This window comes from Psychrobacter sp. 1Y4 (assembly GCF_051847555.1).
The window spans coordinates 21980-42207 of the sequence record NZ_JBPYDE010000007.1 but is presented as its reverse complement, the minus strand read 5'-3'; the positions used below and the strand labels follow the sequence as shown (position 1 = coordinate 42207).

16 protein-coding genes are annotated in these 20228 nt (G+C 42.5%); 9 read left to right on the top strand and 7 right to left on the bottom strand.

What is annotated here, in order from left to right; translation table 11 throughout:
* Positions 1 to 245: 245 nt before the first annotated feature.
* Together ACS8FC_RS07590 and ACS8FC_RS07585 are read left to right on the top strand one after the other, a co-directional pair.
* Positions 246 to 1319: a serine hydrolase gene (locus tag ACS8FC_RS07590; protein ID WP_299219239.1), complete on the top strand. Its 1074-nt coding sequence runs from the start codon at positions 246 to 248 to the stop codon at positions 1317 to 1319.
* A gap of 101 nt (positions 1320 to 1420) precedes the next feature.
* Complete coding sequence (locus tag ACS8FC_RS07585) at positions 1421 to 2098, top strand: thiamine phosphate synthase (protein ID WP_439296357.1); 678 nt, start codon at positions 1421 to 1423, stop codon at positions 2096 to 2098.
* 40 nt (positions 2099 to 2138) lie between these two features.
* On the opposite strand, the gene ACS8FC_RS07580 is transcribed toward ACS8FC_RS07585, so the two are convergent.
* Entirely contained in the window at positions 2139 to 2468 is a 330-nt protein-coding gene (locus ACS8FC_RS07580) for a TraR/DksA family transcriptional regulator (RefSeq protein ID WP_439261143.1), read from the bottom strand.
* 363 nt (positions 2469 to 2831) lie between these two features.
* Between ACS8FC_RS07580 and ACS8FC_RS07575 the strand changes: the two genes are divergently transcribed.
* The 5 genes from ACS8FC_RS07575 to ruvB all read left to right on the top strand — a co-directional run bounded on the left by ACS8FC_RS07575 (position 2832) and on the right by ruvB (position 8143).
* Complete coding sequence (locus ACS8FC_RS07575; RefSeq protein ID WP_439296356.1) at positions 2832 to 4049, top strand: phosphoglycerate kinase; 1218 nt, start codon at positions 2832 to 2834, stop codon at positions 4047 to 4049.
* Between the two features lie 325 nt (positions 4050 to 4374).
* Entirely contained in the window at positions 4375 to 4761 is a 387-nt protein-coding gene (locus ACS8FC_RS07570; RefSeq protein WP_439261139.1) for a hypothetical protein, read from the top strand.
* A gap of 458 nt (positions 4762 to 5219) precedes the next feature.
* Positions 5220 to 6257 carry a class II fructose-bisphosphate aldolase gene (gene fba / locus ACS8FC_RS07565; RefSeq protein ID WP_299219248.1) on the top strand — a complete coding sequence of 346 codons (1038 nt, stop codon included), beginning with the start codon at positions 5220 to 5222 and terminating at the stop codon, positions 6255 to 6257.
* Positions 6258 to 6371: 114 nt separating this feature from the next.
* Complete coding sequence (ruvA, locus tag ACS8FC_RS07560) at positions 6372 to 6992, top strand: Holliday junction branch migration protein RuvA (protein ID WP_439296355.1); 621 nt, start codon at positions 6372 to 6374, stop codon at positions 6990 to 6992.
* A gap of 170 nt (positions 6993 to 7162) precedes the next feature.
* Positions 7163 to 8143 (top strand): Holliday junction branch migration DNA helicase RuvB, encoded by a 981-nt coding sequence (ruvB, locus tag ACS8FC_RS07555; RefSeq protein ID WP_299188522.1) that lies wholly within the window; start codon positions 7163 to 7165, stop codon positions 8141 to 8143.
* A gap of 78 nt (positions 8144 to 8221) precedes the next feature.
* On the opposite strand, the gene ACS8FC_RS07550 is transcribed toward ruvB, so the two are convergent.
* The 5 genes from ACS8FC_RS07550 to ACS8FC_RS07530 all read right to left on the bottom strand — a co-directional run bounded on the left by ACS8FC_RS07550 (position 8222) and on the right by ACS8FC_RS07530 (position 14234).
* A complete protein-coding gene (locus ACS8FC_RS07550; RefSeq protein ID WP_439296354.1) occupies positions 8222 to 9664 on the bottom strand; it encodes an FAD-binding oxidoreductase in 1443 nt (480 codons plus the stop codon).
* A 29-nt stretch (positions 9665 to 9693) separates the two neighbouring features.
* Positions 9694 to 11355 (bottom strand): ABC1 kinase family protein, encoded by a 1662-nt coding sequence (locus ACS8FC_RS07545; protein ID WP_439296353.1) that lies wholly within the window; start codon positions 11353 to 11355, stop codon positions 9694 to 9696.
* An 81-nt stretch (positions 11356 to 11436) separates the two neighbouring features.
* A complete protein-coding gene (locus ACS8FC_RS07540; protein WP_439261129.1) occupies positions 11437 to 12144 on the bottom strand; it encodes a ubiquinone biosynthesis accessory factor UbiJ in 708 nt (235 codons plus the stop codon).
* Positions 12145 to 12241: 97 nt separating this feature from the next.
* The gene (gene ubiE / locus ACS8FC_RS07535; RefSeq protein WP_439296436.1) at positions 12242 to 13201 is read right to left on the bottom strand and encodes a bifunctional demethylmenaquinone methyltransferase/2-methoxy-6-polyprenyl-1,4-benzoquinol methylase UbiE; all 960 of its coding nucleotides are present in this window, start codon (positions 13199 to 13201) and stop codon (positions 12242 to 12244) included.
* Between the two features lie 319 nt (positions 13202 to 13520).
* Positions 13521 to 14234, bottom strand: a complete 714-nt coding sequence (locus ACS8FC_RS07530; protein WP_439296352.1) for an FFLEELY motif protein — start codon at positions 14232 to 14234, stop codon at positions 13521 to 13523.
* Positions 14235 to 14532: 298 nt separating this feature from the next.
* Between ACS8FC_RS07530 and ACS8FC_RS07525 the strand changes: the two genes are divergently transcribed.
* Together ACS8FC_RS07525 and ACS8FC_RS07520 are read left to right on the top strand one after the other, a co-directional pair.
* Positions 14533 to 16134 (top strand): ATPase, encoded by a 1602-nt coding sequence (locus ACS8FC_RS07525; RefSeq protein WP_439296435.1) that lies wholly within the window; start codon positions 14533 to 14535, stop codon positions 16132 to 16134.
* A 444-nt stretch (positions 16135 to 16578) separates the two neighbouring features.
* Positions 16579 to 18186: an inorganic phosphate transporter gene (locus ACS8FC_RS07520; RefSeq protein WP_439261123.1), complete on the top strand. Its 1608-nt coding sequence runs from the start codon at positions 16579 to 16581 to the stop codon at positions 18184 to 18186.
* A 105-nt stretch (positions 18187 to 18291) separates the two neighbouring features.
* Here the strand turns inward: ACS8FC_RS07520 and ACS8FC_RS07515 are convergent, their stop codons facing one another.
* Entirely contained in the window at positions 18292 to 19944 is a 1653-nt protein-coding gene (locus ACS8FC_RS07515; RefSeq protein ID WP_439296351.1) for an aminotransferase class I/II-fold pyridoxal phosphate-dependent enzyme, read from the bottom strand.
* Positions 19945 to 20228 lie beyond the last annotated feature (284 nt).

Below are 20228 nucleotides of genomic sequence, written 5' to 3'. Positions count from 1 at the left end.
CTATAACAAATATTTTTCGAGTATTATTTATTATTACCCAAATCCAAAGCAATTGTAGTAATCTTCGTATATATACAAAAAAATCTTGCGAAGTCAGCCTGATACGTTAAACTTATGTAAAAACCATGATACACTAAAAGTACAAAAACTCTATACGAGTGTCTACAAACACCATCAAAAACGCTACGTTACCCAATTGTGCATAATAATATGCAATTGATGTGAGACCAATAGCAGGGGGAAGAATGAAACATTTACCATTAACCAAACAGCAACTGGTTGCTGCCATGATTTCGTTAAGCTTAGGCAGTGCTGCACAAGCTGCGCTAAGTATTAATGGTAGCCCTGCTGAGTCTAGTGCACGCGTCAGTTGGGGCGGCGCTGATAGCTTATCAGAAGCACGCAACATTATGTACAGCTCTAAAAGTGCTACTACGCCTCTCAAAAAAGTCGACAATGGCTATGGCACTACCAGCATTACCAATTCTAACAGCTACGGTAGCAGTAGTAACAGATATAACACCACTTACCGTGGTAGTTTTGGTAGCAGTAGCATGATTCCGATCAGCACTGACTCACGCAGTGTAGCAGTAATCGATGCTGAAACTGGTGAGTCCATTTATGAAAAAGATGCAAATATTGCTCGTCCTATGGCCAGTATTACTAAGGTAATGACAGCAATGGTTGTGTTAGATGCGGGTCTTGATATGCGTGAAGAGATTACGCTTGATCCAGAGGATTTTGTAGGTCCTAAACGTGCAAGCTCACGTTTAAAGTCAGGCGATCGTATGAATCGTGCCGAACTGTTACTGATGTCTTTAATGAAGTCAGAAAATCCTGCTGCAAAAAGCTTAGCGCGTAATTATCCAGGTGGTTACAATGCCTTTATACGGGCCATGAACCGTAAAGCTCAAGAATTAGGAATGACAACGGCATTCTTTGGTGATCCAACTGGTCTTGATAAGCGTAATGTTGCTTCGTCAAATGATTTGGTAAAAATGGTACGTGCGGCTGGTAATTATGACGTTATTCGTCGTTTCTCTACTACCAAAAGCTACGACTTTTTTGTGGCCAATTATTCAAGTGGCAATCGTACTTATAAAGCCAATAATACCAGTAGCCTTGTGCGCTCAGGGAACTATCCAATTGGTATCTCCAAAACAGGCTTTATCAATGAGGCAGGTCGTTGCGTCGTCATGGAAACCCGTGTCAACAACCGCCCTGCTATTATTGTGATTTTGGGTGCTAATAGCTCAGCGACTCGCTGGGGTGATGCCAAAAACATTTTGACCAGTTTAGCCACGCGTCAGACAGTATAAGGTGCTGATATAAACGGTTGTAAAGCTAAAGTTTGTAGACAAAAAAGGCTGTTATCTAAGATAACGGTCTTTTTTTTATTAATTAAACTTAAGGATAAATAATGACTAAAACATCAGTTTCGGATATACCAAAAAAAGGGCCTACATTGTATTTGCTGACTAACGATGATGAGTTTGATTTGCTTTATGCCAAGTTAGCGGCAGCTTTAGCGACAGGTACGATAGGGTTGTTACAAATCAGAAGAAAGCGGGTATTGGCACAGCCAAATGGTAAAGAGCAGTTGTATGGTGAAGCCGTAAAAATAGTCGCACTGGCTAAACGATACAGGGTGCCAGTCATCATAAACGACGATGTTACTTTGGCTGCCAAGCTTGGCGTGGGGGTACATCTTGGACAACAAGATGGTGCTATCGACGAAGCTAAACAACAATTAAAAACCAACCAAATTATTGGTCGCACTTGTCATGGGAATATGGCCCTTATTGAAGAAGCGATTTCTTCAAACGCAACTTATATTGCTATGGGCGCTATATTTGCCTCATCTACTAAACCCAATGCCAATATTATTACTCGACAGCAACTTATCGATGGCTGCCAATATGCCATTCACAATAATACTGATGTTTGTCTTATCGGGGGACTAACGGCTGAAAATATTCGTCAATTAAAAGGACTGCCTATCGCTTATATTGCCGTGGTTGGGGATATCATGGATTTGCCTGTACAGTCGATAGAGAAGCGCTGTCAAGAGTGGCAACAGGCACTTACCAACTGGTAAATACCTGTCTAAAAATTCAATAGGGTGTTGTGCAAAAAGCCTATTCAGCGTGATCCATACATAAGGTAGCATAAGGCAATGCTTCTAAACGCTTTTCTTCTATTGGTTCACCGCACACTTCACATTCACCGTAAGTGCCGTTTTCGATACGGCTTAAAGCGTTTTCGACATAAATAAGACTTTGTCTTGCTTCACCCAGTAAATTTTTTCGCATATCGTTTTGACGGTATGAGATGGCTTGATCATCCCAATGCTCGTTCAAGCTGTCTTGTGGATGTTGAATATGATCTTCAATTTTGTTGATGCGAGTTTCATATTCTTCTTTTAACTTTAATAAATCTTGTTTGGCAACGTCAAAATCAATGCTCATTATACTCTCCAAATGGGTTGTTGTTATTTTCTATAAAGTTATTATCTATACATCGAGGGTCATAAAGTTTTTTGCGAATAGATAGCCTCTTATACTAAGACGATTGATCAATCAGTGCCACCACGAAATGTTACTAACTCTTCAACATATCTTGTCATTCTGACCACTGATTACGAATATATTCTTAATAATGAATATTAAATGTTTGTAGCGGCAGATTTTTGTTAAAAATTTATGGTCATGCTCGTTTTTTGCCTAGAATGAATGCGCTCTATTGTATAAACTACGGCTCATAAAGTAATAACAGTTAATGTGACTTGTTAAAACGATAGACAAAATAATCAATGTAGCCTAGGAGCGATCATGAATTTTTTACGTATGAGTGAGCTGACCTTAACGGATAAAGTAGTATTGATCCGAGAAGACCTTAATGTGCCTATTAAAGACGGAAAAGTTGCGAGTGATGCACGCTTGCAGGCCAGCTTGCCAACCATCAAGATGGCGTTAGATAAGGGAGCAGCTGTCATTGTATGCTCGCATCTAGGTCGTCCAACAGAAGGCGCTCCTGAACCAAAATACTCTCTTGCGCCTGTCGCTGAGTATCTGACAGATAAGCTAGCTGAACAAATAAAACAGCCAGTAATGCTTAGCAATGATTATCTTGAGCAAGGCGTAGATATTAAAGCTGGTGAAATGGTCTTATTAGAGAATGTTCGTTTTAATAAAGGCGAAAAGAACAATGACACTGCGCTAGCGGAAGCTTATGCCAGTTTGTGTGATGTATTTGTAATGGATGCATTTGGTACGGCTCATCGGGCGCAGGCTTCTACAGAAGGGGTGACTCAAGCAATGCGTCAAGCTGATAAGACGGTATGTGCCGGTCCATTACTCGCCGCTGAGCTAGATGCACTAAGCTTAGCGCTCAAGACTCCAGCTCAGCCGATGCTAGCCATTGTTGGTGGCTCCAAAGTCTCTACCAAGCTTGAAGTTCTTCATAGCTTAGCGGATATCTGCAGTCAAATTATTGTTGGCGGCGGTATAGCGAATACCTTTTTGGCAGCGCAAGGATATAGCGTCGGTGCATCATTGTATGAAGCAGAGTTAGTCGATACAGCTCGTCAAATCATGACTAAGACTGATATCTTGTTGCCTGAGTTTGTGGTTGTTGCTGATAAAAATGACATTAATTTTGATGATTTTATAGGCTCATTACAGCAAGCAAAAGCCACTGTTAAAGCAGTGAGCGATATTGGCGACGATGATATGATATTAGACATTGCGCCGCAAAGTGCTGAGCAACTGGCTGATGCCATTATCAACGCCAAAACTATACTGTGGAATGGTCCAGTTGGTGTATTCGAAGTAGATGCCTTTGGCGCTGGTACTGAGATTTTAGCGCAAGCAGTAGAAGACAGCGATGGGTTTTCGATAGCGGGTGGAGGTGACACTTTGGCTGCCATTGATAAATATAAAGTGGCTGATAATGTAAGCTATATGTCTACAGGTGGTGGGGCGTTCTTAGAGTTTGTTGAAGGCAAGACTTTACCTGCTGTAGCTGCCTTACAAATTGTAGAAAAATAACTGTTTAAAGATAAACGGTTCTAAATACAGTATAAAAGGTAACAGAATTATTACTGTAAAATTACCAAATATTAATATAAGTCACGCTAATAGTAACATTACGCGTACAAATAAAATTTAATATTTAAGGTAGGCTATATAGATGTTATCGACTGTGCTTATTATCCAATAAGAACAATGAGTATATAAAGTTGATAATTGAGGATTATTATTAAGCAGTTATTATTTGTTAATATACTGAAAATTATTATTGCATGTATTATTTGCTACCTATAAAATAGCGCCACCATGTATTTTGACATGCATTATTTATGAGGGGTTTATTATGTTAAAACGTCATTTGTTACTTGCTAGTGTCCTTGCTGGTACGTTTGCAGTCACTGCGTGTAGTCAACAAACCGAAGAGCAAACAGAAGCTGCGGTTGAATCTGCTGGCGATGATGTTGCTGCCAATACAGAAGAAGCTGCTAATGAAACTGAAGCTGCTGCACAAGAAGCTGAAGTAGCGGCTCAAGAAGCTGGTACAGAAGTCGCTGAAGGCGCTGAAACAGCTGGTGCTGCTGCTACTAATGCTTTAGAAAATACTGGTGATGCTATTGCTGAAGGCGCAAACGAAGTTGTCGAAGGTACTGCTGCAGCGGTATCTGAAGGTGCTGACGCTGTTGCTGAAGGTGCAAACGAAGTTGAAGTTGAAGCTGAGCAACAATACTAAGTAATTTAGCTTAGTAATCTAATAGTCAATATATAGATTACTGTTAGATGAGACGTTAAGCTATAATCATTAGACGAATACTTACTCTATAAGCCCTGAAAAATTTAAAAAGCCTTGACAGTAGTCAGGGCTTTTTTGTGTTCGTTATTTGACATAGACCATGAAAGTTAGATTACTGTAAATATCAACGACTTGGAAAACTGACCAGATAAATAAATACTGGTGTAACTGCTACGAGGCGTAGATAATTTTTGCTATAATCACCCCGCTATAATTTGGGTAAGTAAACACTGTGATTATTGTTTGTGGTTGCAGTTTGCGCTTAACGCTGAGTAATTGTTAGGTTTAATCTGATTTTTAAGCTTACTCTATTTTTTAGTATACCTATCATGCTAAGTGCATGATATTTTGCAGTTTTCAATAACGTTATTATTTTAAAACCAATCAGAGAGCGTTTTATGGCCTTAATCTCCTTACGTCAACTTTTAGATCACGCCGCTGAGCACAACTACGGTGTGCCTGCTTTTAACGTAAATAATTTGGAGCAAATGCGAGCGATTATGATGGCCGCCGATGCTTGTGATTCTCCTGTCATTGTACAAGCCAGTGCTGGCGCGCGTAAATACGCTGGTTCGGCATTTCTACGACACTTGATTATTGCCGCTATCGAAGAATGGCCTCATATCCCAGTTGTTATGCATCAAGATCATGGCATGTCACCAGCCATTTGCCAGCGCTCAATTCAGCTTGGATTTTCTTCAGTTATGATGGATGGCTCACTGGGTGAAGATGGTAAAACGCCGATGGATTATGACTATAATGCGAGTGTGACGCGTGAAGTCGTCAAGCTTGCTCACGCTTGCGGCGTCTCTGTAGAGGGTGAGATTGGTTGTCTAGGTAGTCTTGAGACTGGTATGGCTGGCGAAGAAGACGGTTCAGGGGCAGAAGGCGTTCTTGATCATGAGCAGCTGTTGACCAGTGCGGACGAAGCTGAGCAATTTGTCAAAGACACCAATGTTGATGCACTAGCGATTGCGATTGGTACCAGTCATGGTGCTTATAAGTTTACGCGTCCACCCACAGGTGATATCTTATCAATTGAGCGTGTAAAAGAGATTCATGCACGTATACCCAATACTCATCTTGTCATGCATGGCTCATCATCAGTACCGCAAGAATGGTTGAAAGTCATCAACGAGAATGGTGGAGATATTGGCGAAACCTACGGCGTGCCAGTTGAGCAGATCGTAGAAGCCATTAAGCACGGTGTACGTAAGGTGAATATCGATACTGATTTACGTTTAGCGTCGACAGGTGCTATTCGTGAATACTTGGCAAACAATCCTAGTGAGTTTGATCCGCGTAAATATTTTAAAGCTTCTATGGTAGCAATGTCAGATATCTGTAGCAACCGCTTTGAGGCCTTTGGTTCTGCTGGTCAGGCGCATAAAATTCGTCCAATTAGCCTTGAAGGCATGGTTGATTTTTATCAATAAGCTCATTTATTGAAAAGTTCGATTTAGGACTTGCCTAAGGGGTGTTAGATGTATGTATACTAATGCTCCTTATATAAAAGTTTCTTATAAATTGTTTGTGACAGGTGAGGTACTATGATTGGTCTGATTACTGGGCAAGTACAATATTTAATGGCACCGACAGCCTGTATCATAACAGCCTCAGGCGTAGGTTATGATATCGAGCTACCATTACCCTCATTTTGTCAGCTACAGTTGGAACAGCAAGCAAGCATCTGGACGCATTTTCATGTCCGAGAGGACGCGCAGTTGCTGTATGGCTTTATCGATCGAAAAGAGCGTGATGTCTTTCGCCAGCTTATCAAGATTAATGGGGTTGGGGCCAAGATGGCGCTTGCCATGCTGTCTGCTATGTCGGCAGCTGAACTAAAAATGCATGTGGCGCAGGACTCAGAAACTGCGCTTACTCGTATACCAGGTATCGGTAAAAAAACAGCACAGCGTTTATTGATTGAGCTTAAAGATAAGCTCAAAAATATCGAAGTCGATGATAGTCATTTAGAGTTTGACATTCAGCCAGTGCCGGTCACGCAGGAAGGAAGTATCATTGCTGAAGTAGAAGGCGCACTGATTAGCTTGGGCTATAAAGAAAAAGAAGCACAGCAGGCAATTAAAGCTGCCAAAAGTAACGGTGATGTCTTTGCTGATACGCAAAGCTTGTTAAAAGCCACCTTACAGCAGTTATCTGGTTTTTAGCCTGTTTGTCTTACATACACAGTTATCTATGGATAAGCGACACTAGTTGTCGCTTATTTTCGTTTTAATGCATACTTTAAAACGTTTTACATGACTTATCCGCTAGGTTTGGTTATGCTATTTATTACCTTTACCTTGTTTACCCTCTTAATATAATGATAGAACCTATGATGCAAGACCGCTTAATTAATCCGCTAGAAGGGGGAGATGATGCCCCTGATAGCAACATTCGTCCTTCGCTTCTGTCTGAATATATCGGTCAGCCAGTCGTGCGTGAACAGATGGAAGTCTTTATTGGTGCCGCGCGAGGTCGTGATGAGGCATTAGATCACACTTTGATTTTTGGTCCGCCTGGTCTGGGTAAGACGACGCTTGCTAATATTATTGCTCGTGAAATGGGTGGTAATCTGCGTTCGACATCAGGCCCTGTACTTGAGCGTCCAGGTGACCTAGCCGCTATGCTAACCAATTTAGAAGCTGGTGATGTGTTGTTTATTGATGAAATTCATCGTTTAAGCTCAGTCATTGAAGAGATACTATATCCAGCAATGGAAGACTTTCAGCTTGATATTATGATTGGGGAAGGCCCTGCTGCACGCTCTATCAAACTTGATTTACCGCCTTTTACTTTGGTCGCAGCGACGACGCGAGCAGGGCTTTTGACTTCACCACTACGTGATCGTTTTGGTATCGTTCAGCGCCTTGAGTTTTATAATATTGCTGATCTGACGACTATTGTAAGCCGAGCGGCGCGCCTAATGCGTGTGTCAATGAGCGAAGATGGTGCTATCGAGATTGCACGCCGTGCGCGAGGTACGCCAAGGATTGCTAATCGCTTATTACGGCGAGTACGTGATTATGCTGAAGTAAGAGGGGATGGCAGTATCAACGGTGTTATCGCTGCTAGTGCGCTAGATATGCTAGCAGTCGATCGGCGTGGTCTAGATCATCTTGATAGACGTTATATTGAAATTTTGCATGAACGCTTTGACGGTGGTCCGGCAGGCGTGGAAGCAGTGGCGGCAGCCATGGCAGAAGATCGCGGCACACTTGAAGATGTGATCGAGCCCTATTTGATTCAGCAAGGCTATGTATTACGTACCGCTCGTGGTCGAATACTAACTCAAGTGGCGATTGATCAGATACAGTAAAAACCATCTGACCGCTTGAATGAAAAATGCGCCGACTTTATGGATATAAAGTCGGCGCATTTTTCATGTAGGCTTATTTTATACTTCTACTGCTTGAGGTGTTTCTATTACTAAAGGTTGAGGCCAGATTTTACCAGGGTTTAAGATATTATTAGGATCAAGAGCGGACTTGATGGCTTGCATTAGCGGTATGGCGTTGCCATGTTCTTGATCCATGTATTTTTGCTTACCTTGACCGATGCCATGTTCACCAGTACAAGTGCCATCCATCTCGATAGCACGTATAGCCAACCGTCCGATGATCTCGTCAGCTTTGGCAGTCTCTACTGGATCATCAGTATCAACCAATAATAAAACATGAAAATTGCCATCGCCAACATGACCGACCATAGGGCCTATCATTCCAGCATCGGCAATGTCTTTTGCGGTAGCGCTGACGCATTCAGCTAAGCGCGAAATAGGCACACAGGCATCAGTCGATAAGGCTTTTGCTTCTGGACGCAGGGCTGAGCTGGCATGATAAGCATTGTGGCGCGCTTGCCACAGACGTTTGCGCTCAGCTTCATTAGTATCCCAAACAAAGTCAGTACCGCCAAACTCTTCGATAATATCATTAAAAGTCTGTGCTTGTTCGCGTACGCTCGCTTCAGTCCCATGAAACTCTACAAACAGGGTAGGTGTCTCAAGTAGATCAAGATTTGCGTATTGGTTGCAGGCTTTTACTTGTAAAGCATCAAGCAATTCGATTCGAGCGATAGGTAAGCACATCTGAATGGTAAGCATGACGGCCTGACAGGCATCTTCAATCGTTGGAAAATGACAAAGACCACTACCAACACATTCACTAAGCCCAAACAGTTTGAGTGTGACTTCGGTGACGATACCAAGCGTACCTTCAGAACCTATCATTAAGCGCGTCAGATCATAACCTGCAGCCGACTTCTTGGCACGCGTACCAGTTCGTACGATCTCTCCGTTTGCTGTCACCACTTCAAGCGCCAGTACCACATCTTTCATCGTGCCATAGCGTACTGCGTTAGTACCTGAGGCGCGGGTCGCAACCATACCGCCGATACTAGCATTGGCGCCTGGGTCTATCGGGAAAAACAAACCTGTATCACGCAGATAATGATTCAGCTGTTCACGCGTGACGCCTGGCTGTACAGTCACTGTCAAATCTTCGTTATTGACTTGCAAGATAGCATCTAGCGCATGCATATCGATTGATAGTCCGCCATGAGGAGCATTTAATTGACCCTCAAGCGATGAGCCAATGCCAAAAGCAATGACTGGCATTTTATGCTGGTTACAAATCGCGACTGCTTTAGCGACGTCGTGTTTATCTTGCGCAGTCAGTACGGCATCTGGTGGCTGGTTAGCAAGCCATGTCATGGTATGGCCGTGTTGTTCACGGACTGTCAGATTGGCACTGAGTTGCTCACCAAACTGAGCTTGTAGCTCAGCGATAGCGGCACTATAGTCTGGTTTAGAGGGTATAGCATTAACCTGAGAGCTGATCATAACTTATCCTTGTTAGTAAAGCGGCAGCTTTAAGCTAAGATGCGCCAAATAACCGCTAGTATAGCCAAAATATAAAACACAGGTGATAGCCAGCCGACCACTTGCGTTGCTATAGCGACACATAAGCCAAATCCTGCTAATGCTAGCCAGTCGCGGCGGCGATCATTGAGCATGTCTGCACGTATCTGCTGAATCTCACGTAACTGACTGTCTTGACGCGACCCTTGTGAAGCAAGACTTTGCAGACCTTGATCTAGCAGTTTTGGAATGTCAGTACTGGACAATAAAATCTCTGGAAGTTGTGCGCGTATTTGTTGGAAGTTACGCATAGGATCAAGCTGCTCTTTAATCCAGCTGCTTAAGATCGGTTTGGCCAATGACCAGATGTCCAAATCTGGATACAAGTCACGACCAAGGCCTTCAACATGTACCAAAGTTTTTAATAACAACATCAATTGAGGTGGGATGCTCATATGATGGCGACGGGCAATGTCTAAAATTTGCATTAAGACACCAGCAAAGTCAATCTCATCGATAGACTTTTGTAGCATCGGACCAACGGTGCGTTTCATATCGCGCATCAAAGCATGTTTGTCAGTATTCGGTGGGATCCAGCCAGCACGGCTAACGATATCGACCATAGCAGTGAAGTTATTGTTCATGACGGCCAATAGCATACGCGCTACAATCAACTGATCGTCTTTCGATAGCGTGCCCATGATGGCACAATCAAGACCAATATAACGCGGTTCATGACCAAGGTCGACTGCTTGTATGTTATCACCCAATGTCTTAACTGGTGGGGTCTCTACAAATACATTCCCCGGATGCATATCAGCATGAAAGAAGTTATCTCGAAAAACTTGGGTAAAAAATATCGTTAATCCTTTTTCTGCGAGTGTTGCCCGATCATAGCCTAACTGATCAAAGATATGCGTTTGTGAGATCGGTACGCCTTGAATGCGTTCCATGACCATGACGTTTTTTGCAGCGTCGTAAACCTCAGGTACATACATCAATGCCGAACCCAAAAAGTTGTTACGCATCTGAGTGGTGTTGTCTGCCTCTAAAGTCAAATCCAGCTCGTTGAGCATGACTTGACGATAGTCTTCAACGATATCAACTATATGTATCGCACGTGCCGCTTCAATCCGTGCCGATGCCCAATTAGCCAGTTCACGCAGCAGCTCAAAATCTGCAATAATGGTTGTGCGGATATTGGGCCGCACGACTTTTACTACGACTTCACGACCGTCTCTCAATGCTGCGGTATGTACTTGAGCAATGGAGGCTGCGGCTAATGGTTTGACGTCAAAGCGAGCAAATAGCGTCTCAATAGACTGACCCAGACCATGTTTTGAATTTTGAATTTGAGAGATGGCGATATCAGCGTCAAAAGGTTTTACCTTATCTTGTAACTGAATCAGTTGTTCAATAATTTCAGGTGGCACTAAGTCACGACGGGTGGATAGTAGCTGACCAAGCTTTAAAAACAGCGTACCCATATCTTCTAGTGCATACTTAATCGCGTTTGGCTGATGTTTTTTACCCCAAGCCGCTGGGTGCATCCGAATCAGACGTAAGATTGGCTGCAGCTGAGGAGATTCCTCAGCCGTAAAGTGAGTATCAATACGGTAGCTTGCAGCGATGCGCCAAAGTTCGAGAAGACGGGCGCGGTAGGATAATAGCATGGGCGGTGGTTACTCTAAGTAGTTACTTGAAATAAACAGTCTAGATAAGAATGCGGATAAGATGAATAAGGTAAGTTATATTTATCTATCGGTTAAGCGCGCTTGCTCAGCTTTAATCGCTGCTAACCGTGCCTCTTCACGCTCAATATCAGCACGTAGCTTAAGAATTTGCTGCTTAAGACTGTCTGCTTCTGCTTTTTCGATAGGGTCAGGTGGGCTGTTGCCGGCTACGTCATTGGCCCAATCACTCACATCGTCAAAAGTACGTTTGGCAGTATGGCGAAAGCTGCCTTTGAGCTGAGATATCAGTAATTGCAACTGGCTAGCCATCGGCTTGCCAATAAAAGGTTCGAGCTGTCCTGCAATATCAGGGTCAAATCCGGCGACCAGCTGTTTGAGCTGCATCAATACTTTATAGTCACCGTCAATCGGCAGATTGCCTTCAGCGCCGCGTATCAAGTTTAAGAGCTGAGCGGGGTTTTCGACATTAATAGTGCAGTCTGGACGACTATGGCCAATACGTCCCATATCCTTGTTTGCTTGTTGACGCTCATCAGCATCTCGACCAAAGCTTTGCCCGCGTGGCTCAAACACACTATTGGCAGTAATGGGCTCAAAACGCAGATGCTCATGGTTAAATAAAATATCTACTTGTACCTTGGGCGTGACCATATTTAATCGCAGTACTTTACCAGCAAGCGGTGTCAGGCCAGCTTTAGTAATATCATCACTAGCAATAGCCATATTGATGAGTTTTTCGGCACTTGCCAAAAGTAATACCGTTAGCATAATACTCTCGCATATCAAAAATAGTTATGGTCATGCTGTAGCGTTATCAGAATTGTCAGCACTGTTTTGAGGGTTAAATATTATTGAGCAGTCAGCGTTATGCCTTAAAGCCTCTATGCACGGCAACGATACCAGCTGTCAAATTATGGTAATCACAGTTTTCAAACCCTGCTTGTTCCATCATCTGCTTTAAAGTGTGCTGATTCGGATGCATACGAATCGACTCTGCTAAGTACTGATAGCTTTCTGAATCGTTCGCCACAAGCTTACCCATAAGAGGCAACGCAGTAAAAGAGTATAAGTCATAAGCTTTAGATAATGGCTCAAAAATAGGTTTTGAGAACTCTAAGATTAATAAACGCCCGCCTGGCTTTAATACACGGTACATTGAACGTAGAGCCGCATCCTTGTCAGTGACGTTACGTAGACCAAAGCTAATCGTCAATAAGTCAAAACTCTCATCTTCGAAAGGGGCGAGAGTTTCAGCATTGGCAAGGACAAAGTCAACGTTGTTACAGCCGGCATTAATCAAGCGCTCACGGCCAACTTCTAGCATCGCTGCATTAATGTCTGACAAGACAACATGACCATTGCGACCTACTTCACGGCTAAACACTTTAGCCAAATCACCTGTACCACCTGCGATATCTAATACGTGTTGACCTGCACGTACGCCAGATAAACTAATAGCAAAACGCTTCCAAAGACGATGAATACCAAAAGACATCAGATCGTTCATGATATCGTATTTTTTGGCAACTGAGGTAAATACATCAGCCACGCGCGCTTGCTTTTCAGCTTTGTTGACAGTCTTGTAACCAAAATGAGTCTGTTCTGAACCATCAGTATCCAGTGTATGCGGGTTGTTGATATCATCACGTTGATTAAAGGCTGTTTGTGGCTTTTGATCGTTTGAGATCGGTGCTGAGTGGTTGCTCATTTTATTGTCATTATATGGCATAGTGGTTTGTTGACCTTGCGGTGTTCCTGTTGGTAAGTCTTGTAGTTGAGTAAAGTCGCTATTGTTGATATTTGCAGTACTGGCATTGTTTGCCATTGAGTTAGGACTCGGCGTATTAAAAGTAGGGTTTACACGAGCTTGAGCCTTGGCACTAATGCTTTCATTATGAGCGATACTATCTTTAACTAGTTTATCTTGAATATGGCTGTTCGTAGTGAACTTGTGATTGGTTTTTTTTAAGTCATTGGTCATAGAGTCGTCCTGTGGCCTATTATAGTGTCTATTTGGCTCTTGCAATTATTCAATCATAATTACTCTTTGTCCAAATGTAAAAGCATTTTGCTAGCATTAAATGACCAACAGTGATTGATCATTACAATGCGCGCAAAATGCTCAACTTAGCGACTGTTCAAGACTATGATACAGCAAATACTTCGACGTTGTTGTTACTATCAGCCTGATGAACTTGATCAATGATTTGCAGTTCACGTTTACAGAATGGTTCAATAAAATCACTCACACTTTTAAGAGGCTTCATCGCGGTAAAGCCTGCATCGATAAAGTCGTATAAAGGTTGATAGCCACGGCTATATGCCGTACTTTTGGCAAAAGAAAAAGCCTTACGTAGCATAAAGGAGTTGAGATACTTATCTGTACGATAACAGACCTCTTTGAGGTTGTTAATCTGTAGACGGCGTTCGTCTGCTTCATCGACCGCACGATAGGCGGCAAGCATGTTCTCTTCATTAACTGCTAAATCTTGCTCTATTAACCACTGTGCCAAATGCATATCCAGCTCAATTGCCAAAATAGCGGCCTGAACAGCCATAGTGCCAGTCTGTAATACGGACTCTTTGGCAAGTTTCTCAAGCTTTTTTGCTTTTGGAAGTATACGTTCTAATTGCTTGGCCAACAGTTTAAATTCATCGCCACCATATAGTTGGGTGAGAAAATAATTTGCCATAGGCTTATTCTTTGGCTGCCCAAATAGCTCTGAATGAGTACGCTGAATACGTGCCCGTTGCCATGCTTGTACGTCCTTGAGCTTAGCATCTAATGCTTCATCATCGTGATAAGGAAGTGCCCAATAGCGCGTTAAATGCTGTTGTAAATCAGATAAAGCAGACATAGAAGTTTGTCCTGTATGGTTAGGTATATATTTTTAAATGAAAATGACTTTTATTTAAAAGTTATAAATGTTGGTAAATAGCATCGCTAGCGTAATATATTACCTTAAAAGAATTTAAGTTAGAATACAAATGTCAAACTGTTACATAGCACTGTAATTTACTGCTTAAGCAAGTGCTATTATTATGAAAGGTCGATAACTAATAACCTCTCGCATAAAAATAAAATGGAACTGACATATGTCTTATAATAAATCAGATGAGGCACAAAAAGCCACAGGCATTCAAATTGAAAAACCGATGATAGATCAGCGTTTGACTCCCAACCCTTTAAGTCAGTTTTCATTAGACAAGGATGCATTGAGATTGGCGTTGGTGACGGCGCAATATGCACTACGAGAGACGCGGCAGCAAACGACATCTCCTACCCACAAGCCAACCGGACTATTGGTACTCGTCAATGGTATGGAGCAAGCAGGCAAGGGGACGGCGGTCAAACAGCTACGTCAATGGGTCGATCCAAGATTATTAAAAGTGGAAGCAACCATTGGCCATCCGCCACTGGCGTATCAGCCTATTTGGCAAGCCCATACTCAAGCCATGCCGCGACATGGCGACGTCATGGTCTATTTTGGCAACTGGTATGCAGATCTTTTGTATCATGTGATGCACATGGCGACCACCGCTATGCAGGACGATGAACATCAGGTGCTCCCCATTACCAAATGGCAAGATTATTTACGGCAAGCCCTGCGCCAGTTGCAAGTATTTGAGCGTGATCTAGCTACAAACCAAACCAAACTACTCAAGTGCTGGTTTCATGTTGAGGTTGAAACCTTACAAGCACGTCTAAAGGATAAAGAAGCTGATCCCCAGTTTTTGTATCAAATTGATTGGGGTGATAGCGACGTAGTCGCGCAGTTTAATCGTGTGGCAGCTGAATTATTGAGGCAGCAAGATGACTGGATCGTTATCGATGGCAGCGACAAATCACAAGCAGCAACTGAGTTTTGCCATCAGGTATTACAAGCGATGCAAGGAGCGCTGGCAAGTAGTATCAACATACATGCATCTGCCGACCTTAAAAGGAATAGTAAAACTATCAATACGATTACTAGTACGCCTAAAAGTGACGCCAGCCTAAGTGACGACAACAGGCAGCCAAAACTTGTCTCTGTAGATATACCCGATCAATTAATAGATATTAAGAATCCTGATATCGATAAGTCCGACTATCATAAACAACTTGCAAACAAGCAGTCTGAGCTTGCAGAGTTACTACGCACGCGTAAAGGTCGTCATGTGGTATTTGCCTTTGAGGGAATGGACGCAGCAGGTAAGGGCGGCGCTATTAAGAGACTGGTTGCGCCACTCGACCCACGTGAATATCAAATTTATAATATTGGCGCACCGATGTTGTATGAGTTGCAGCATCCTTATTTATGGCGGTTTTGGACACGTTTGCCAAATGAACAAACGGATCGTATGAGCCGTATCGCTATTTTTGATCGTACTTGGTATGGACGGGTATTGGTCGAGCGTGTCGAAGCATTGATAGATGAGTCAGAATGGCAACGCGCTTATGATGAAATCAATCGTTTTGAGGCAGAGCTCATGGCATCAGGAACGATTGTCATAAAGTACTGGCTTGCCATTGATAAAAAAGAGCAGTTGAAACGCTTTGAGGATCGCCGCGAGACGCCGCATAAGCAATTTAAACTCACTGATGATGACTGGCGTAATCGTGATAAATGGTCAGACTATGTTCAAGCAGCAGCTGATATGCTGGCACGTACCAATACTACTAGCGCGCCCTGGTGTGTCATCGCAACCAACCAAAAGCGTTATGCTCGTTTACAGGTATTAGACCATGCTATTGCACAGCTAAAATCTCACTTATGAATGTCAGGTATTGTGTTGTTTTTTATAGCAAAGCAATTAATGAGTAGGCATCAAGTTTTTTGGTCAGAATAATTCGTATGTTTTCTTTGACAATTCATTGTGAATATCGATAATAGGACAAACGAAAATTAAAGGTTTTATCAATTCTATATTTAGCCTAAGTATTAGGCTAATAAAAGACAGATTTTAGCGTTTTAGTTACAAATCTTGTAGTATCGTCATGCAATATGTCTGATTATTTAATATAATAGGCGCGTGATAAAAACGACCAAATAGCATTATTTCAATTACAACTATTATGAATGAACTGTTAAGCCGCAAGATGCTTTAATCGAATGATTTAGCGTGATACTTGCGGCTTAATGGTATGATAAACGCGCTACTTTCTATCATACATTCACATCGCAAATATTTTCAATCAGCTTACGCAAGGCGCATTAATTTATGGGTATTAGCAGCAGTTCTACAGGGTCGACCAAACAAGTTGGCACTATGAGAATCAATTTATTTTTTGCTATTTTACTGATTGCGATGACCGGCTATTTTTTATGGTGGGGACTCGATTATACAATGCGTCAACAGACGACGCTATTTATTGTGGCAACCGCTTTTGGTGTCTTTATGGCATTCAATATCGGTGGTAATGATGTCGCCAACTCATTTGGCACTTCAGTCGGTGCTGGTACATTAACTATTCCACAAGCACTGGGTGTGGCGGCGATCTTTGAAGTATCAGGAGCGGTGCTGGCAGGCGGCGAGGTTACCGATACTATTCGTAAGGGTATCGTTGATTTAGACGGCTTACCTGTTAGCCCCAACCAGTTTATTTATGTCATGTTATCTGCGTTAATTGCCGCCGCATTTTGGCTGTTGTTTGCTACGCGTAAAGGTCTGCCAGTATCCACTACCCACTCTATTATTGGTGGTGTGGTTGGTGGCTCTATTGTGTTGGGTTTTGATTTGGGTGGTAGTGCAAGTGCATTTTCTACTGTTGATTGGGGTACGATAGGGACGATTGCCATTTCTTGGGTACTGTCACCATTGTTAGGCGGTGTATTGGCTTATCTACTTTATGGACAAATTAAGAAAAACATCATTGATTATAACGATAAAGCTGAAGCTCATATCGGTGAGCTAAAAGCCAGTAAAAAAGTCTTGAAACAAGACCATAAAGAGTTTTTGGACAGTCTATCAGAGTCAGAACAGCTGGCTTATACCTCCGCGATGCTACGCGATCAAGAGATTTACAAAGATGATGACTGCGTGGTTGAAGACTTAGAAACAGATTATTATAAAGAGCTTTATAAGATTGAGCATGAGCGCAGTAATCTTGATACGCTAAAAGCCATTAAGCAGTGGGTACCCATCATTGCTGCCATGGGTGGTATGGTGATGACCTCTCTTGTGGTCTTTAAAGGCCTCAAAAACGTCAATAGCAATATGACGACCCTGCAAGGTTTTTTAATCATGGGCATGATAGGGGCGCTGGTTTGGTTAGCTACCTTTATCTATACCAAAAGTATCCGTGGTAAGCACAAAGAAGATCTTACCAAAGCGACCTTTATCATGTTTAGCTGGATGCAAGTATTTACAGCATCGGCATTTGCCTTTAGTCATGGCTCAAATGACATTGCCAACGCTGTTGGACCTTTTGCCGCGATTATGGATGTTATTCGTACTAATGAAATTGCATCACAAGCGGCTGTTCCGCCTGCTGTGATGTTGACTTTTGGTGTGGCACTTATCGTCGGTCTTTGGTTCATTGGTAAAGAGGTCATTCAGACAGTCGGTACGAATTTGGCAAAAATGCACCCAGCCTCAGGGTTCTCCGCTGAACTTGCTGCCGCAGCCGTTGTTATGGGTGCATCTACAATGGGATTACCGGTATCGAGTACCCATACATTGGTTGGCGCTGTATTAGGGATTGGTATTGTTAACCGTGATACCAACTGGTCGCTTATGAAGCCTATTGGTTTGGCTTGGGTAATTACTTTACCGGTGGCGGCAGCATTATCGGCCATCAGCTATCTGATCCTCAAGCAAGTTTTCTAGTTAAGCTGTCGTAAAAACCTAAAAAAACGCTTATCAACATCATGCTGATAAGCGTTTTTTTGTAGAGGGTTTAAGATTTAATATCAATAAAATAATATTAAAAAACTAAGCAGTACCAAACTGCTGGCGTTTTTTGGCAAAGAAGCGATCTAGCCGATCCATAGCATCTTCTAAATCGTGAAGATTAGGTAAGAACACCACGCGGAAATGATCAGGTGCATCCCAGTTAAAGCCACTCCCTTGTACCATCAATACTTTTTCTTCAAGTAATAGCTCCATCATAAACTGCATATCGTCCTCGATAGGATAAACGGCAGGATCCATCTTTGGAAAACAATAAAATGCGCCTTGTGGCATAGTACACGAGATACCTTTTATGGCGTTAAGACGAGAAACAGCCATTTCACGCTGCTTGTATAGACGTCCTTTTTCTGAGGTCAGCTCTTTGATACTCTGATGACCACCCATCGCGGTCTGAATAGCATATTGCCCAGGTACGTTTGAGCATAGGCGCATGGAGGCCAGCATGTCTAAGCCCTCGATAAAGTCACTGGCATGTTGTTTTTTGCCCGAGACCATCAACCAGCCAGCGCGAAAACCTGCAACGCGATGCGACTTAGATAGTCCATTGTATGACAAGATAAGCACCTCATCAGACAAAGTGCTCATAGGCGTATGGGCCATATCATCATAGAGTACGCGATCATAAATTTCATCTGCCATGATGACCAAATCATGCTCGATGGCAACTTCGATAATTTGCTTGAGAATTTCGTCTGAATAAAGCGCACCCGTTGGGTTGTTAGGATTGATAACGACAATGCCCTTGGTTTTACTAGTAATCTTTGATTTGATGTCTTCAATATCAGGGTGCCAATTGTCGTCTTCATTACAGCGGTAATGTACGGCGGTGCCGCCAGAGAGATTGGTCGCTGCTGTCCATAGTGGATAATCTGGCATCGGAATCAATACCTCATCCCCATCATTCATTAGCGCTTGCATGGTCATAACAATCAGCTCAGAGACGCCATTACCCAAATAGACATCACGCACATCTACAGCAGAGAGCAGGCCTTTTGATTGGTAATATTGTAATACGGCTTTACGTGCTGAAAAGATACCCTGCGAGTCTGAATATCCAGTGGCTTCAGGCAAGTTCATTGCCACGTCACGCAATATTTCATGGGGGGCACTAAGTCCAAAAGGCGCAGGGTTACCAATGTTCAACTTTATAATACGCTGACCTTCCGCTTCCATCTTATTCGCTGTTTGCAGCAATGGTCCTCGAATGTCATAGCAAACGTTTTGTAATTTAGTAGATTTTTTGAGTGATGTCATAGTATTACTACCTGTATTTATTTTATGTTTTGAGTCTGCTTGGTGATCTGTTAACTGTAGTGCGCTATTAGTTTCTTTACTGACAGGTCTTTCTTGTAGATGAAGAGGCTGTTGTTTGGCTTGGTCGTTTGATAGGTTAGCTGTTTTATCGTTATTGGCAGCGTTTTGTTTCATAGCCTCTTTTTGTATATCGCCACGAAGTAAATAGCCTTCGCTGCATCCTAAAATACGTGCGAGGGTTGGCAATTTAGAGGAAACAATACCGTTAGTGCCACGCTCCCAATTAGAGATAGCACCGCGACTAACTTTTGCACCAGCTGCAGTCATCGCTTGGGCCAATTGTTCGGCAGTAAATCCTTTTTCACGGCGTAGCGCTACTAAGCGTTCAGCTTGTGCCATATTGCTTTTATTATCATTCATAGTTGTCTTAGCCTATTATTTTGATAAGTTTTATCATTATCTATTGCAAGATATTATTGCATTATCCATATAGATGCAAGTTTTTTAATTATTGTCTTTGCAAGTTATTCTTGCATTCGACTATGTTAAAGTAAGAAGGCTGCAGCCAACACGTTGTAGTTAGATTTTTTGCATCTGATATATTGGTTGTCATAAGTATTAATAAGTAATGGCTATCGTAGATGACATATATATGTAACGGAAATTGTATAGTTACCTTGAATAATCGTTATATAGTCAATAGA